Genomic DNA, 16,577 nt, shown 5'->3' on the forward strand with positions numbered 1-16,577 from the left:
CGTATTTGTCAGACGAACTGACCTATCTTTCTAGTGTTTCAAAAACTGAACGCATTTCGGTGTTCGTCCAGTGCACACGCAGTGCATCGTCTTTTCGGGTCTATTCCGCCGCAATCGCCGCCGTGCCAAATCCGGCCAGAATCGCATCCGCGCAGTCACGTCCATCACGGATGGCCCAGACCACAAGGGATGCACCGCGCACGATGTCGCCAACAGCGTAAACGCCATCCATCTGCGTCTTGCCGGTGGTAAAGGCGGCTTTGATCGTGCCCCAGCGGGTCACTTCCAACGCTGGTTGATCCCACATGGTCGGCAGCGCCTCAGGCTCAAAGCCCAGCGCCTTGATGACCAGATCCGCCTCTTCGACATAATCCGCGCCCTCGATGACTTCGGGCGCCTGACGCCCTGTGGCATCGGGCGCGCCAAGACGCATTTTTTGGACCATCACGCCAGCCACCTTGTCGCCGTCTGTGGTGAACCCCTTGGGCGCGCTCAACCATTCAAATATCACGCCTTCTTCTTCGGCGTTTTGCACTTCGCGCTGGCTGCCGGGCATGTTGGCCTTGTCACGACGGTAAAGGCATTTGACAGACGTCGCGCCTTGCCGGATCGACGTGCGTACGCAGTCCATCGCCGTATCACCGCCACCGATGACCACAACGCGCTTTCCTTCTGCATTCAGTCGGCCCGTATCGAACTCGGGAACCTCGTCGCCAAAGCTTTTGCGGTTGCTCGCGGTCAGAAAATCAATGGCCTTCTCAATGCCCGCAACTTCGCCGTTAGGCATTGTAAGGTCACGGCTTTTGTACACACCAGTCGCAATAATCACGGCGTCATGTTCCGCCTTGATGGACGCAAAAATGTCAGCGTCAACTTCGCAGTTCAGTTCAAACTTCACGCCACCCTGCTCAAGCTGTTCGTTGCGGCGCATCACCACGTCTTTTTCAAGCTTGAAGCCGGGGATGCCATAGGTCAACAACCCGCCCGCACGATCATAGCGGTCATAGATGGTGACCTGAACGCCCGCACGGCGCAGCACGTCTGCGGCGGCCAAACCACCGGGGCCGGAGCCAATGATACCGACAGATTCGGCACGTTCAGTGACTGGTTTGATGGGCTGTACCCATCCTTTTTCCCAGGCAGTGTCCGTGATGTATTTTTCAACCGAACCGATCGTGACCGTACCGTGGCCAGACTGTTCGATTACGCAATTGCCCTCACACAGGCGGTCTTGCGGGCAGATGCGACCACAGATTTCCGGGAACGTGTTTGTCGCCTGGCTGATCTCGTAGGCCTCTTGCAAGCGTCCCTCAGCGGTCAGTCGCAGCCAATCGGGAATGTTGTTGTGCAGCGGGCAGTGGGACTGGCAATAGGGCACGCCACACTGCGAACACCGGCTGGATTGCTCAGCGGCCTTGGCAGTGGCGTACTCTGCATAAATCTCGTTGAAATCCTCACGGCGGATCTCTGCGTCACGCTTTTCGGGCATGTCGCGTTCGATCTTGGTGAATTTCAGCATAGGCTGCTCAGCCATGGTGGTCTCCTGCCAGTCTTGGTTGGTTCGGGCGCAATAAATGATCTGCGGCTGGAATAAAAGGCAGCATTGCTTACCTAATAGTAGAATCTTTGCATGAAATGAGCAAGTTGCCGCACTTTATTTGCTGGTTTTAGGTCCGTATCGGACTTTATTGGCCATTTGCGTTCAGAATCATAGGCTTGTAGACGTATGGTAGCATAAGGGCACGCAGGCCATGACTCTTTTTCAACTTCTGATAGTGGCCATCATTCAAGGGGTGACCGAATTCTTGCCGGTCTCTTCCTCCGGCCACCTTATATTGTTGCCCACACTGACAGGCACACCAGATCAAGGGCTCGCCATTGACGTGGCCGTTCACGTCGGGACATTGTTTGCAGTGATCATCTACTTTTGGAGCGACGTGAAAATCGCCGCAGGCGGCGTTTTGCGCCTTGTTCAGGGTCGCATCGACACGCCCGGTGCGTTCCTGGCGCTTTGCCTGATCACCGCCACTATCCCGGCCCTGATCGTGGGCTTTGCCATCAAGATCACCGGAATGGACGAGGCCATGCGCTCCGTTGCCGTGATCGGGTGGACCATGCTGATCTTCGGTCTGGTCCTTTATTGGGCCGACCGCTTTGGTGATACCACGCGCACGGCGAATGAATGGACCCTGAAACACGCCGCCATTATGGGATTGGCCCAATGCCTCGCTTTGATCCCGGGCACGTCCCGCTCGGGCATCACAATCACGGCCGCCCGGCAACTGGGCTATGGGCGTGCGGACGCCGCCAGACTTGCTATGCTGATGTCGATCCCCGTGATCCTCGCCTCTGGCGCAGTTTTGAGCCTGGATATCATTGGACAAACCAACTGGGCGTTAGCACGAGATGCAGGCATTGCAGCAGCCTTCGCCTTTGTGTCGGCCCTTGCAGCATTGGTTTTGATGATGCGCCTGCTGCGCAGTGTCAGCTTTACACCATACGTGATCTACCGCGTGATCCTAGGGATTGGCCTGCTGATCTGGGCCTACACTTAGGCGCGCAGGTTCTTGGCGCTTTCCTTGATCGCGTCATACTGACCCGACGGGCGGAACCGCCACAGGTAGTCGGGTAGGATCGACTCCATAGCAACCGGTTCAATCCCCATATCCGCAAGACCCTTGGCCCCATCGGACACAACATTGTCATGGCGCAGGTTACGCACCTGATCGCGGGTAATCTGCGCGGAGACCAAACCCAACGACAGGACCTGTACTGCCTCAAGACCAAAGGCCATGATGTTGGCAGCAAAGAAGGGGATATTCACAACCGAACGGCGGCGGCGAATGATATCCAGCATGGCGCTCATCAGCTCGCGGAACGATTGCACCTCAGGACCACCCAGTTCGTAGACACCTGGCGCAATATCGCGAGTCAAAGCAGCCTCTGCCGCTTTGGCCACATCATCGACATAGACAGGCTGAAACAGCGTATCTGCCCCAACAACAGGCAGCACAGGACCCATCCGCGTCATGCCCGCAAAGCGGTTGAAAAATCCGTCTTCTGCTCCGAACACGATCGAAGGGCGCAGGATCACAGCTTCTGGCATATGCTCTAGCACAGCCGCCTCACCCTCACCTTTGGTACGGGCATAGTCGCTGTCGCTGTTTGCATCCGCGCCGATGGCGGAAATCTGCACCATCTTGGCGACACCGGACGCCGCAGCAATGCGTGCAACCCGGCCCGCGCCTTCGGCCTGCACGGAGTCGAACGTGTTCTTTCCATTGCGCGCCAGAATACCGACGCAGTTTACGACAGCGTCCGCCCCCTGCATGACCTCGGCCACAGACGCGTCATCACGGATGTTGCACAAGACAGGTTCGACCTGTCCAACAACCCCATAAGGTTTGACAAACATTGCCTCGTTCGGCCTGCGTACAGCGACACGCACCCGCCATCCGGCCTTGGCCATCCGCTGCGCAATATACCGCCCGACAAAACCCGATCCGCCATAGATAGTGACCAGTTTGGACATAGCCCGCTCCTCGCGCTTGATTGCATATGGTCTAGCGGCCTCATGTCAGCCAGACAAGACGCCAATTTGGCGCGGTGGCGTTCGTTTCAATGATTTTGAGACACTGACCTTTTAACCCTCTCAACGGGTCTAGAATCGGATTGACACCTTATGAGACTGCGCATACACGCCTGTCCACCGACCCGTGCCCAGATGGCGGAATTGGTAGACGCGCTGGCTTCAGGTGCCAGTGACCGCAAGGTCGTGGAGGTTCGAGTCCTCTTCTGGGCACCATATATTTCATATAACTCATTGATTCATAGAGCTTAACAGGTTTTGATATTTTTTATATCCCCCTAAATACCCCCCTTAGTGCCGTTGGTGGATTTTTGTTTGGGACCTAGACCTACAAAATTCTAACGCACCAAAATGCCACAAAGCGGACCTTCGATGCGCGATGCCCCAATGACCGAGTTGCGGACTTAGCCGCCATTTCGGGCATCGTGCACCAATGACCGCTTAGAATGCGTATTCAGAGCATGACTGCGGCGGCGAACCGAATTAAATGCAGGAAACATCGTTGAATTGCAGAAATGCCAACCTAGGATATAATTTTAGATTTAAATCAGAAGGTTAGGCAGAAGTGTTGGAAAATACCCAAGAAACGATACTAAAAATCTATGACGCCGCTGCCGATGACGCACTTTGGCCCGATGTTCTTCAACGTATCGCAGATGGGGCAAATGCCGCAGGATCTTTGGTGCTCCGGCACTCGGGCCATGGTGACGATCTGCACCTCTCTGCACCATACGTTTCCAACGTCGATCACAGGGGTATTATTGACGCCTACCTGGGTGAGTTTCGCAACGACGAAGTCCGCGATCAGCTCATTCTGGTGGATCACACGTCAGTTACTGATGATATCAACCTTCTGGAGGATGATGTCCTGGCACCAGACCTGGAAACGCTGAAAAGCCTGCCAAGTGTGCGCCGATTACAAGAAGGTGGCTTACTACATCGCGCTGCATGTCTTTTGAACAAAGATAATACGGGCGCGTTTCGCTTTGCCATTCAATTAGATGAAACCCGCGGGCGATTAAGCCCAGAGGAAAAGGCATACCTGATGACCCTGTTGCCGCACCTGGCAAAGGCATTTGATCTGGGCCAGCCTGCATATCAGGTAGCATCCAATAACTTAGGCCTTTTGGGTGCGATTGATCATCTAAACATTGGAATATGTGTTCTAGATGCCGTCGGCCGAGTGGCGACAAAAAATGCTGAATTTGACAGGCAACTGGATCTCCACAGCGTGTTCTCCGTTGCTAAGGACGGCAAATTCCAATTCTCATCCCCTGACCACCAGAAAAATCTGTCTGATTTGCAGGTATCTGCCCTAAAACATGGCAGATTTGGCGCACGACCCCGAAAAGAAGCGATTCCAACTGGAAATGACGGGTACCTTTGTATTGAGTTTATTCCCCTGGACCGAAGTGCGGAGATGGGAACTACCAGATTTGAAGGCACTATTCTTTACAGTTCAGATACCAGCCGACCAAGACATTTGCAGATCGAGGCAATTCAGCTTGCACACGGCCTAACTGCGACGGAAGCCGAAATAATCAGTGCCATGGCTGACGGTTTCACCAACACACAGATCGCAGAACAACGAGAACGCTCCGTGACAACGATAACGTCCCAGGTCAAATCTATTCTGGCGAAAACCAATTGCTCAACCAGGACACAATTGGTGCGCCTAATGATGAGTTTTGGTGCGGATTTCCTGAATAAATAGTAATTCGTCCCCCATTTGGAGGATGCGGTCTTGCGACGGCCAACTATTCTGGCCGCTATGCTGTTCGTTTCAGGTCGTGAACTTCGAGCGTTCGACGGTCGGTTTGGAATTATCAACACTTTTTAGGTGTTCGAAGGGGAAATTATGAAATCTTTATCAGTGGCAATCGCACTTTCAACGCTCGCGATGGCAAATGTTTCAACATCAGTAAATGCAGCAACCGTTGTCGCTGGTGATCTCGCTCAAGACGGTTACAACTATGTTCTGGAAGCAGGCTCAGGCGGTGGTCGGCTTGGTGACGGGGGTCCCTATTCAGCAGTCGCTGGGATTTCACCAGGTACCGCCTACGCGTCCGGTAGTTATAGCTGCATTCCAAGCGAAAACTATAACCCAGTTGTAAGTACATCAGGCCGCTGTGCCAACTATCAGCAAGCTTATGCGCGTTCAGAATATACCTACCGGATCGAAGCGACAGCAAGTGACGCGTTTTATCAGGAAACAGGTCTCGTCGGATTGGTACAAATTCCGCTCATTTACAACTGGTCTGTTTTGGCTGAGGGCGGATTGAACGGCGGGATCGCAGACGCCAGCGTGAGATTCACCGGGGGGCCAGAAATATACATCAGAGAAGCTGCCGTCGGTGAACGTACATTTCAAGCTGGGACTCATAAGTTTTTCAATGGCACCAATGTTCGTCTATTGGCCTTGGTCATAGGTGATGGTCGTGCGGTTGCTGACCCCTTTGGCGGAGTTGACCCTGATTGGGAGTACGCTCAGTTTGCAAGCTTGATCGACATCAATACAAGTCCGGTCATTTTCGATAGCGTCACCGATGGCATTTCGTCGGTCCCGCTCCCTGCTTCTGGCTTGATGCTAATTGCTGGTGTTTTGGGGATTGCTGGCGTTGCAAGACGCAAAAAGCTCAACGCGCAAGCTTGATCGGTTCAACACAAAAGTCTGCGCCACAATGTTGGAGGAGGCGTTTCATGTGGGGAATGTTGTGTTGGGGCTATTGACCTATGGGAAGTCTTCCACCTGTTCTAGATCAAGTAGACCGCATTCTTAAATGCGCTTCCGTTAACGACGTCTGGGCCCTCCATACGGAACGGATGAGCATGTACGGATTTGATCGTCTACTTTATTTAACGACTAGTTTTCGGGCACATGGCCGCTGGGGAGACAACGCGGACATACTAGTTTTGAGTAACTACAATAAGGACATTATCGACCACTATGTTGGCAAAGGGCTTCACAAGCGGGCTAACATGGTGCCTCGGAAAAAATCCAAGCCCGGTGCGTATAGTTGGCGCGAATTTCTGGAGCGGCAAGAAAACGGTGAAATCACAGAGGCCGAGAAAAAACTCGGTGAGCTCCGTACCAAGTGGGAAATGAACGCCGGTTATACCATTTGGTTCGACGAAATCAGCGAACGAAACAAGAGCGTCATTGGTCTTGGCGCAAACCGAAAATTATCTCAGGATAATGTGGATTCTCTCTGGGCGAAGAAGGGAAATGAAATTCTATTGCTAAACAACATAGCTCATTTGAAGATCTCACAACTCCCTCATACGGGTGGTCGCGATCCGCTGACGAAGCGCCAGCGAGAGGTGCTGCAATGGGTGGCTGATGGTAAGACAGTAAATGACATCGCTCAGATCATGCTTCTTAGCCCTGTGACCGTGGAAAAACACTTGCGGTTGGCGCGCGAAGCGTTTGGAGCCGCGACGACAGGGCAAGCCGTACGGAAAGCTTCAATTCTGAATCAGCTTTTTCTCATCAAAGCGGTGTAAAGGATATCTGGCCGTCGACGTAACAAGTGGAGCAGCTGAGATGTTTGAGTATTTGCGCTCAACAAAAACCTCCTAGGCCTTTGTTAACCAATGCCTCACTCACTGGGAGGCACTAATAACTGTCAGTAGCCACCCGGGTCGGAATATCATTGTACTGCTGCGTGTTAGTAGGATACGAGCAACCTCAGCGCGGCTTGGGAGAACCGCGTTAGTGCCGCTAATACCGTATTCAAAATAGGTTACCTGAGGCTACCACCGCTCACGAAGTGCTTCAGTCGATAGCCCGGCATTAGCGGCACGCCTTGGCCTAGCCGGTTCTTTCCACAGCTAACCCAAAATCTTCCAGCCATAGAAACCTTGGGCCAACGGTGATCCATTTTGGAAAGGTCGGATGAAAAAACTATTGAGGTCCGACCTGGAAACGGAAAAATACATAACCAGGTCGGTTTCCGGTAAACCGGCGGACAAGAGAGCCCCGAAATTCCAAGGATCTTGACCGATGTTTCAGAGGCACAAAAAGCCACCACTCACGAAACGTGAGTAAGTGTAGGCGCTTACATGATGGCAAGAAAGTATGGGTTTCCATACTTTTCGTATTGTTTTTATGAATGGAGCGGGCTTTGTGGCACAAACCACCTGAGGGGATTCATATTTAGAATGTAGTGTGGTAGCTTGTTGTTATGAGCAGTTGGACACCGACAGCCTTTCAAACCACCAATTGGTAGGACTAAGGCAAGGCCCTGAGGTTAGTTCAATATGTGCGTGTTCAGGTAATCCAAGGGTGGCAACACAAAAGCTAACGTCGATTTACTCTCCCGCATCCGGTGTGTCCGCACTGGGCTCGAATGTGACTTGCGGCAGCGCAGAAAAAACTCGCGTTTCTAGGTTTTCTCAATGTTGGCTTCCAAAGTTCCGGCACAGCCGGTTCGCACTTGCAGCGAAAGTCCGCTGTCCGCCCAATGCGTCGAATGCAGCGCTTGAACCATAGGTCAGCAATGGGCTCAGAGCAGCCATTCGCTGCAGAGCGGCTCAAGGTCCGCTTTGTCGTCAATCGCCAGCTTTTGGTATTATCGGTCCCGAGCCACAACTAAGTCTGCGCTCCATCCAAAGAAAAGCAAAACAAATTTGGCAACAAACAACGTTAATTGTCCGGTAGAACAACCTGCGCCTGTCCGCACCGATTGATACGTTCCCTAAACTCCACTTCAGTTTCGCTGTCTATCCGTTCGAATGACTGTCCAGAATTCATGCCGTATGCGGAGACCGCTTCTTTGGTTTGCGCACAGATGCCAACAAGGAAAACCTCTGTAGGGCGTTCACTTGCTGGCATGGGCGCCTTTGCAGCAAGCCTATCTAGCCGCCTTCTAAGGGTCATTTGCCAACCTCCACTTCGAGCGCCGCCATCCGCTCTTCCAGTTCGGTTGTTTCCAGCGTCCGCCGGTAGGTTTCGATCAAGGCCATAACATGCGCGCCTTCGGTTGGTGTTAGTTCGCCCAGCGCCACAGCATCCAGCACGGCACCAGCCGCCTTTGCAGCATCCGCAGCCGATTGCATCGGGGGCAGTTTGAAAGTCACCGGGGCGTCTTTCTTCGCGGGTGCAATGCGTTCGAGGCACAGCCGCAGCGCCGTTGTATCGCCTTCCAGAGCGATTTCCACAGCTTTGCGTGTAAGGGCGTCGGCTTCGCCTTCCAGAAGCGCAAGAGCCGCTTGTGTGGCCTTGTGGCGCGTACCCTTGGGCTTGCCTGGGTTGCCGAATCCAAACGTGCCATCCGCATTTCGTCCGCTTTTTCGGTCCGTCATGACTTTGCCCCTTCCGGCTGTTCCCATTGCCTTGTTATGCCGTTCCAGTGTCGCCCATCAGGTCCGTGCTTTTCCCATCCGGTCAGGTTTCGCCAATCGGCCAGCGACACCACACGCCCCGTCCAAGTCAAAGCCCGCCCCCCCACGAATACGCCATCTGGCTCTGTACTGGGCGCGCTGGGCGTTGCTACAATCGCGACTTTCGCGACAAATGAATGATTTTCAGCCATGGGGGCTTGCGACACTCGCGACACCGGCGGGGTTTGTGTCGCGGTTGTCGCAGAAGTCGCAGGGGGGTGCCCCGTGATTTCTGCCAGTTTGGCGCGTGCATCAAACCACATCGCCACCACCCCGCACGATTGCCCATGCTTCCGCCCGAGCGGCACCCCGCACTATGGTTCCCAGGTCTATCGGCACCAGCCAACCATGCTTTTCGAGGATGCCCAGCGCCGCCCGAGCCTTTGGGCTTTCCCGCAGCGCGTTCGGTCCGAGCCGCACCACATCCCGCACCATCACTTTCGGATCCCGCCAGTTTTCCAGAAGCCACCGCCGCAGCTTTTCGGCCTTGTCGATTTCAGATGAAACAAGCGCAGCGCTTGCCAGCCGTGAAGCTTCGGACAGGTAGAATTGCGCAAGGTTAATTGCGTCGGCCATGTCGCGGGCTTCCACCTTCGGGGCTTCCAAGTCGCGCCAAAGGGTCAGCACCCCGGCAATTCGTGCCGCTTGTTCCGCCGCCTTTGAAGCCGTGCCGGTGATGTGGGCCAAGTCGCCACCGGGGGCTTGTTCCTTTTCGATAGCGTCAGAAAAGGCCACCAGCAGCGCGTGGGCTTCGGGGGCAAGGGGTAAAATGCGGGGTTCAAGCTCGCGGGTTTCCGGCTCCATCGGAAGGGGGCTTTCCAGAATGTCGCGCAGCCGCCCCGCAAAGCTTGCAAGCGCCATATCATCCCGCCGGGCGTTCGCTTGCATACGGGTGCCGATAGCGCTGGGCGGTTCGCATATCAGAAAGCGGGGCAGAAAGCCCGTATCCGCCGCCAGCGGGTCAGCCATGAAGCCGTGCGCCACAGTCGGTTGCACCATAAGATGCACCGCCAGCCGCCGCCCGTATAGCGTGATATGCCCATCGCCACCGCGCGTCCGCCGTATGGGGTTGCCTTGCCAAAGGTCATTGAAAGCGGCCAGCGTCTTTTGCCTGTTTTCGCTATTCATCGCGTGCCCGCCCAAGAATTGCCCGCCTTCATCCGAGAAAACCCCAAGGCTGGGTTGCCCATGCGCCAATAGCTTTGTCAGCCCTTCAAATGTCGGTTCGCTTACCGTCCGGTCTGGCACCACGGGGGCAATCGGGGGTTGCCCGAGCGATTCAAGGTCGGCTTGTGCCGCCGTGCTCTTTTCACCTTTTGCCTTTTTCGCCTCGGAAAAAATCTTGTCCCGTGCATCTTCCCAAAGCTTATAGGCGTTTTCCCATGCCCGCACATCTTCGCGGTATGTCTTGGATTGCTCCCGTTCATAGGCGCGCAACGCGTCCATCAAAGGGGCGTCACAAGCGCTTTTGCGTTCACCGCTTCGGGCTATGGTTAGGGCGTAAAGCGAAGTCGCGCGCGGCCCGCCCAGCGTTTCCACATCGGCAAAGCCTTGCACCACCAAAGATGCCACCGCCATCGCAGATTGTGCCGGGATTGCCACGGGGGCTTGTGTCACGCCTTGCACCGCTTCCACCGCCGCGCGCAGCGGCCCCAGAGCGTGAACGGGATAGTCCGCGCCAGGGGGCGTTTCCCGCACCAGCGGTTGTGGCCCTTCGGGCTTGAATTGGATAGGTTGGGGCGCGTTCATGCGGGTTCCCCTTTCATGGTCAGAATGTCGTTCCAGTCGCGGCCATCGGGAGCAGGTAAAAGCGACACTTGCCAGCCCAGCGCGTGCGCCCGGTCGGCCAGTTCGTGCCCTGCTTCACGCCCAGCCGTGTCCCCGTCGCTTGCAATGGTCAGCCGTCTCGGTTGCGGGGGAAGGCGCAGCCCGCGAAGGCCCGAGGTGGATAGAGCGGCCCAAACCGTCGCAGGCGCGCGCAGAAGGCCAGAGGCAAGGCTGAGTCCGGTTTCTATGCCTTCGGCCACCACCAGCGGCCCCGGCCCTTCACAAAGCCGCACAGCGCCGCCAGCGGTTGCACCCAGCATCACCTTTGCGGGTTCTACGTCCGCCTTGCCAGCGCCATCAGGGCGCAGGTAGGTGCGATGCACAGCCGGAAGCCCCGAGCCTTGCACCGCCGCCACCAGCGCCGGACACCGTTTCGCGGTTGCCCCGTGCCAGCAAGCGCCGTGAAAGCGCAGCGTGCGGGGCAGTTCGCAGCTAATGCCCCGCACGCGCAAATAGGCTTCCGCCGCCGTGCCCCCTATCGGCTGAGCTTCCAGCCAAAGTCGCTTTGCTTGTTCTGCCCGCTTCATGGCTTCAGCCTTTGATTTGCGTTCGCGCTGGGCAAGCGTTGCCGCGTCCGGGGGCGCATAATCCCCCGAGCGAAGCCCAGCCGCCGCCAAGATGTCTAGAAAGGCGCAAGCGGATTTCTTGCAGTTCAAAACCAGCCGCCCGTTATTGCCATCGGCCAGCGTTAGGGCGTTCTGGCCTTTGCGTCGGCTTGGCTGGCATACGGGGCAAGGTGCCGCCCCGTAGCGGCCATGCCAGCGCCCGCCCAGCGCCGTTGTCAGGTCGCGTGCATCGGTCATGCCGCACCGCCTTTCTGCACCGTCGCGCGCAGGATGTAGCGACCATGTGTGCCCGCGAAAGCGCCGCCATGCGGTTCGTGCCGCGTTTCAATCGGCGCGCCCAGCCCGCGAAGCCGGTGAACGTATGCCGACCACCGGGGCGCAGGCTGTTCGATTGGCGTGCAGCCCTTCGGCCCAGCTTCGCAAAGCCGGTCGCGCGTCCAAGCATCGCGGCCCTTGGCGTAAATCTTGAAGGGTTCGCCGCCTTCGGGTTGGATTTGATAAAGCCCAGCACGCTTTGCGTGGCTCCGGCCTTGTGTTATGTTCTGAGTGCCCGCCGCAGTCGAATAGCGGTTCCCAAGCCCCGGTTGCGCCGCCCGCGCGCCGGGGTTTTCATTTTGCCCGCCGCTCATATCAAGCGGCCTCTTCGCGTAGGCTTTGAAGGTGGACTTCAAGTTCGGCTTCTGGCCAATAGAGCCGCCCGCCAAGTTTGATTGGCTGAGGAAGCCGGCCCGCCGCCAAATCCAGATAGATTGCGCTTCGGCTTCGGTTGCCCAGCTTTGCGCGGAGTTCGGTCAGTGTGAGATACTGCATTTTGCACCAGTTGCTAGTTTCAGATGGTGCGAAGATGCCCGTCCTCATTCATTTGCGGGATTGCGAAAGAAAATCAGAAATTAAATCGCAATGCGTCTGCCGCGTTCCATGCATCGCGCCCGGCCTGTTCGGTCTGCTCCTTGTGTCGATGAAGCTGAGCTATCTCGGACCAAGACGCGCCCGACTCTTTGGCGTCCAGCGTACGTAGGTATCCCAGCCATTTTACGGGGTGCTTTCGTTTTTGAAGCGTTTTTCCATGTATTTTCGTTTGCGCTTCCTGAAGAAACTGTTTGGCAAATTTCAGTTGCGGTTCCAGTGGTTTGTTTAAGTCGAAGTCAACGCGCTCAAACCCTACTGGCGGTTTCTCCGAAAAAAATTGTCTGACTGCTTCCGGCCAGTCGTTGAAAGCAATCGCACGAAGCGGCTGATTTCCTATCCGTGGGTTTGGCAAGTTTGTAAGCCCGATGGTTTTTGCAAGTGGATGACGCGCAACGAAGCCCGGTTCGTCAGGCTTATTCGGTTCTTTCCCTCTGACCATTTCGGGCGCATCTTGAAAGAATGTGACTTGGCTTCTGTACGTTGAAACGGCGGTTTCATCGAAAGCTTTACGAACATCATCCCGCCGTCGAACAAACTCCCAACGCCAGCGATTGACGCTCCAATCTTGAGTAGTTCCATAGCTCGCAACGGCTCTCCAGTTCGGAACGCCCCATGTCGCAGAAGTCGCGGTTGTCGCAGGGGTGTCCCCATCATTTCGGCTTTCCCCCATCACACCGCCCCCGCCAGCTTCACCACCTGCCCAGCGCCCCCGGTTACATGGTCGCCCCAGCGTTCGGCCAACTTGGCGCGTTGTTCTAAGAAGTCAGTGCGCCGATAGGCCCGCACCACGCCACTATCTACTGTATGCCCCAACATCGTCTCAGCGACTTCGTGAGGGGCGTCTGTGGCCTCTGCCAGCCATGTCCGCAACGAAGTGCGAAAGCCATGCGGGCGCGCTTCTAAGCCTCTCCGTTCCATATGCCGTGAAAGCGTCATGTCGCTGATTACGCCCTGCCGATTGTTCGGAAACAGAAAGCCGTTGCGCGCGTGTGGTTTCGCGAGTTCAATCACGCTCTGGGCTTCGGTTGAAAGCGGCACGCGAAAATCCTCGGTTGTGCCCTTGCGGCCCTTCATATCGTCGCCAGGGATGGTCCACACATCACCGTCAATCTGTTCAAGCCGGATATAGCGCAGAGGCTTTGAGCGCACCCCGGTCAGGATAAGCAAGCGTAGGGCGAGATGCGTCGGGGATGGTTCAACTAGGCTGGCATAGAAGTCTGGCACATCGGCCCAAGCCATTGCGGGAATGTTCTTTGGAACATGGCGCGACTTTCCCAATAGCGCCTTGGCTTTGTCGGTGGCTTGCAGGTCCACATCCAAGCCCAGCGCCGCTGCATGTTTCATCACGATAGAAAGCCGGTTCATGGCTTTGCGCGCGGTGTCGGCCTTTGCGTGCCAAATAGGGGCCAGCGTGTCGCGAAAGTCGCGTTGGTCAAGATCCGTTACTGGCACGCGGCCAAGCTTTGGCAAAACATGAATATTCAGGGGCGAAAGCCACCGACCCGCCGCGCCATCATCTTTTAATTCAGCTTTGCGCGCTTCAAACGCGTCCGCCGTAATAACAGCCAGTGAAATATCTTCACGCCGCGCGGCCCGTGCTTCAGCTTCACGTTCCTTGATCGGGTCGCGACCACCTGCGGCCACGTCGCGCCAGCGGTGGGCGACTTTGCGTGCTTCGGCCAATCCGAGCGATGGGAAGCCGCCAAGGCCCATTTCCCGCCGCCTTCCGTGAATGGTAACACGCAAAACCCATTGCGCGCCGCCATCGTGGCGCTTCACCAGCCAAAGCCCAGCGCCATCGCAGTGCTTGCCAACAGGCGCGGTTTTCAAGAATGATGCCGAAAGTCTGTTTTGCGCTCGCATTTTTTATCCCCCTAAATATCCCCCTTAAGGTAGTGGATGCCCTCGGACAGAACAAGACAGCGCAGGACAGATAGGTCCATATTTTTAGGGGGATATGGCGCAGGGACGGACAGTTAAAAACATTTAAAAACAGTAGGTTGGTGCCTCTTCTGGGCACCAAAATTTCTTAACTTTCCAAAATAATTCGACGCATGGGCGGTTATCGACCGTTGATATTCACCCCTTTCACCCACCTTTAGGTCGCCAAATGCAGTCCCTTGTGGGGGGTGGTGAGTCGGGCCAACCATTTGTCAGTGTTAACGGCCTCACTTCCTGCATCTCCTTCGTCCGCAACCATGCCGATAATTGGGATGCGCTGAGCCAGCTGGTTGACCACCGTCTGCGCCATGCATCCGATAGCCGTGCACGGAGGCGCTTTTGCATGAAAGCCCGGAGCGTTTTGACAAAGCCCAATATCATGGCGCAGGACCGTACGCAGTGCTTGAGAAATTTAGCTCAGAAATGCGTAGTCGAGCGCTCGAAGTATCAGAACCAAGGCAACCCATATGACAACGGCGCGCACTAGATTTGACTGCCCCCGTAAAAGAATTGGGTGGCTGTAGAGGTATATTCCAAGTCCAATCGCGCCACTTGTTATCAGAATGTGAAGATAAGTTGGGCCCATGTATTTTCCTGCTTTGATAGGTTTGGACGAGTATATTCAAACTTTAGGGTTCAGTTCTTGCGCGCTGTGACCCGGCAGCCATTCGACACAAGAGTACTCAAAGTACGACCATCCTGAGAAAGCGTTCCGGTGGATGTGTTCCGGACCCAACCATAGTCTTCGGTTGCAGAGTAACTACGCCCGTTCAGGACACCGCGCACCGTGGCAGGGCCGGCAGAACCGCTTATGGATCCTGTGAAAGCATTTCCGCCCCCAGACCGATACCGCGTCGTACCGCTTGCCTTGAGCCCAAGGGGGCAACTGGCTGACCAACTCCATGACCCGGCAATCGAATACTGAGGGGCTGGCTTTGCCGATGCATCAGGCGTTGCCGTGGCCGACACAGCCGGTTTGGACGGCGCTGGTTGAGCCTTGCAGACCCGACCCGAATGCTGCTTGAGCGCTTGCAACCCATGTGCCGTACCCAGATCATCAGCACCCAGACCGGTATCAGTGGCAGACAAAAAGCGGCGGAACGCCGCGCGCGTCCGTGACCCCATGATTCCGTCGGGTGCGCCCGCATCGCATCCCAGTGCATTCAAACTCTCCTGAGTTTGACGCAGAACCTCGCGGCTGTCCGAAGCCTCTCCTGCGGGTTTCTGAGCAGAGTTCGCAGACGCACTCGGCTTTGTACCCGCGGGTGTCGCTTCACCCAGTTCATCACGCAATTGCACCGCCATCTGCACCGTGAATTCATCGCTACGCGCGGCATAGCGTTCGATGAAAGCATCGTAAGCTTCGCGAGTATCGATCGACCGGGCCAACTCGAAATCTGCTCGGATAGGGTCAACCGGTTGCGCAGCTGTGGTGGGTTGGGGCGCTATGGCGATGACCGCGCCACCTGCAGGAATAAAGAAGAACTGGCCCAACAGTTCATCATAATATGCCGGGAATTGCTCGTGCCCGACGGTGCGGGCCAGATCGCGCACGTCGCGACGCAGACCGGACATCATTTCGCGCAATTCGATCCCCGGTGTTTGCAAACGGGGCAACAGCATCCGGGTAAACACCGAATTTTTTGCCGAGTCTTCATCTGACAGACGATCCAACGCTGTTTGACCCGCACCAGCCGAGAATATCACAAACGTGCCCTCGGGCGCGTTGATCCGCCCCAAGCCGCGCGTTCCACCGATTGAACGCCCTGTTGACCCTTTGAATGGATTATCCCGGCATGCATCGATTATGGCCAATGTCGTGCGCGCTCCTGTTGCCCGGATCCTGTCCAGAAGGCCGGACAGCGCAATGGATTCAGATTTGATAAAATCTTTTTCACCGCTTGCAGGCGCTGCGATGTCGGTTGGCAAAAGATAGTTCTCACCATCGATTTCGACCCCGTGGCCTGCGTAAAACACCATTGCTGTATCACCCGGTTCAAGTTGACCGGTGAATTCCGAGATCTTTTTGTTCATCTCGCGCCGTTCTGCGTCCAAAACAGTGGTCACAGTAAAACCCTTGGTTCTCAAAGCGTCTGTTACGGCCGTCGCATCAGCGCGGGCCTTTTGCAGACTGTTGACCTCGGCATAGGAGTCATTGCCGATCACCAGAGCGAGACGTTTTTCGGCATTGGCCACAAAGGGAGTCAGGATCAGAGTAAAGCAGAGGATAATGATACGCATACAAACATGCTAGCAATGCTGACACGCATGCGAAAGTAAGGAATTCCTGCAGCAAACTCGGCGACATGAACGCAGACAATCCGGATTGCGTCGATGCGTTTCCGCATACAAACCCCAAAAAG

The 16,577-nt window shown here is 55.8% G+C and carries 15 protein-coding genes and 1 tRNA gene; 5 read left to right on the forward strand and 11 right to left on the reverse strand.

The window, feature by feature from the left end:
• Nucleotides 1-100: 100 nt before the first annotated feature.
• Entirely contained in the window at nt 101-1,534 is a 1,434-nt protein-coding gene (locus DHN60_RS17445) for an NAD(P)-dependent oxidoreductase (protein WP_108838607.1), read from the reverse strand.
• Nucleotides 1,535-1,751: 217 nt separating this feature from the next.
• Between DHN60_RS17445 and DHN60_RS17450 the strand changes: the two genes are divergently transcribed.
• Nucleotides 1,752-2,555 carry an undecaprenyl-diphosphate phosphatase gene (locus DHN60_RS17450; RefSeq protein ID WP_108838608.1) on the forward strand — a complete coding sequence of 268 codons (804 nt, stop codon included), beginning with the start codon at nt 1,752-1,754 and terminating at the stop codon, nt 2,553-2,555.
• Here the strand turns inward: DHN60_RS17450 and DHN60_RS17455 are convergent.
• A complete protein-coding gene (locus DHN60_RS17455; RefSeq protein WP_108838609.1) occupies nt 2,552-3,532 on the reverse strand; it encodes a complex I NDUFA9 subunit family protein in 981 nt (326 codons plus the stop codon). The genes DHN60_RS17450 and DHN60_RS17455 overlap by 4 nt on opposite strands.
• A gap of 186 nt (nt 3,533-3,718) precedes the next feature.
• Here DHN60_RS17455 and DHN60_RS17460 point away from each other — a divergent pair.
• From DHN60_RS17460 to DHN60_RS17475, 4 genes are all read left to right on the forward strand, one after another.
• A tRNA-Leu gene (locus DHN60_RS17460) sits at nt 3,719-3,805 on the forward strand.
• A 352-nt stretch (nt 3,806-4,157) separates the two neighbouring features.
• Nucleotides 4,158-5,303 (forward strand): helix-turn-helix transcriptional regulator, encoded by a 1,146-nt coding sequence (locus DHN60_RS17465; protein ID WP_159089273.1) that lies wholly within the window; start codon nt 4,158-4,160, stop codon nt 5,301-5,303.
• Nucleotides 5,304-5,447: 144 nt separating this feature from the next.
• Complete coding sequence (locus tag DHN60_RS17470) at nt 5,448-6,242, forward strand: VPLPA-CTERM sorting domain-containing protein (RefSeq protein ID WP_108838611.1); 795 nt, start codon at nt 5,448-5,450, stop codon at nt 6,240-6,242.
• Between the two features lie 80 nt (nt 6,243-6,322).
• Nucleotides 6,323-7,093, forward strand: coding sequence for an autoinducer binding domain-containing protein (locus DHN60_RS17475; protein ID WP_108838612.1), 771 nt, complete (start codon nt 6,323-6,325; stop codon nt 7,091-7,093).
• Between the two features lie 1,371 nt (nt 7,094-8,464).
• On the opposite strand, the gene DHN60_RS17480 is transcribed toward DHN60_RS17475, so the two are convergent.
• From DHN60_RS17480 to DHN60_RS17520, 9 genes are all read right to left on the reverse strand, one after another.
• A complete protein-coding gene (locus DHN60_RS17480; RefSeq protein ID WP_108838613.1) occupies nt 8,465-8,893 on the reverse strand; it encodes a hypothetical protein in 429 nt (142 codons plus the stop codon).
• Nucleotides 8,890-9,234, reverse strand: coding sequence for a hypothetical protein (locus tag DHN60_RS17485; protein WP_108838614.1), 345 nt, complete (start codon nt 9,232-9,234; stop codon nt 8,890-8,892). Before DHN60_RS17485 ends, DHN60_RS17480 begins: the two co-directional genes overlap by 4 nt.
• Nucleotides 9,224-10,720, reverse strand: a complete 1,497-nt coding sequence (locus DHN60_RS17490; protein ID WP_108838615.1) for a YfjI family protein — start codon at nt 10,718-10,720, stop codon at nt 9,224-9,226. The genes DHN60_RS17485 and DHN60_RS17490 overlap by 11 nt, the downstream gene beginning before the upstream one ends.
• A complete protein-coding gene (locus tag DHN60_RS17495) occupies nt 10,717-11,601 on the reverse strand; it encodes a toprim domain-containing protein (RefSeq protein WP_108838616.1) in 885 nt (294 codons plus the stop codon). Before DHN60_RS17495 ends, DHN60_RS17490 begins: the two co-directional genes overlap by 4 nt.
• Nucleotides 11,598-11,993: a hypothetical protein gene (locus DHN60_RS17500; RefSeq protein ID WP_234423690.1), complete on the reverse strand. Its 396-nt coding sequence runs from the start codon at nt 11,991-11,993 to the stop codon at nt 11,598-11,600. Before DHN60_RS17500 ends, DHN60_RS17495 begins: the two co-directional genes overlap by 4 nt.
• A 1-nt stretch (nt 11,994) precedes the next feature.
• Entirely contained in the window at nt 11,995-12,174 is a 180-nt protein-coding gene (locus DHN60_RS17505; RefSeq protein ID WP_108838617.1) for an AlpA family transcriptional regulator, read from the reverse strand.
• A gap of 73 nt (nt 12,175-12,247) precedes the next feature.
• Nucleotides 12,248-12,946 (reverse strand): hypothetical protein, encoded by a 699-nt coding sequence (locus tag DHN60_RS17510; RefSeq protein WP_159089275.1) that lies wholly within the window; start codon nt 12,944-12,946, stop codon nt 12,248-12,250.
• Complete coding sequence (locus tag DHN60_RS17515) at nt 12,943-14,136, reverse strand: site-specific integrase (protein WP_108838619.1); 1,194 nt, start codon at nt 14,134-14,136, stop codon at nt 12,943-12,945. Before DHN60_RS17515 ends, DHN60_RS17510 begins: the two co-directional genes overlap by 4 nt.
• Before the next feature lie 714 nt (nt 14,137-14,850).
• On the reverse strand, nt 14,851-16,455 hold the full coding sequence (locus DHN60_RS17520; protein WP_108838620.1) for a caspase family protein: 1,605 nt from the start codon (nt 16,453-16,455) through the stop codon (nt 14,851-14,853).
• Between the last annotated feature and the right edge of the window lie 122 nt (nt 16,456-16,577).

It is taken from the genome of Tateyamaria sp. Alg231-49, assembly GCF_900143535.1.
In the GTDB taxonomy this organism is placed as follows: Bacteria; Pseudomonadota; Alphaproteobacteria; order Rhodobacterales; family Rhodobacteraceae; genus Tateyamaria.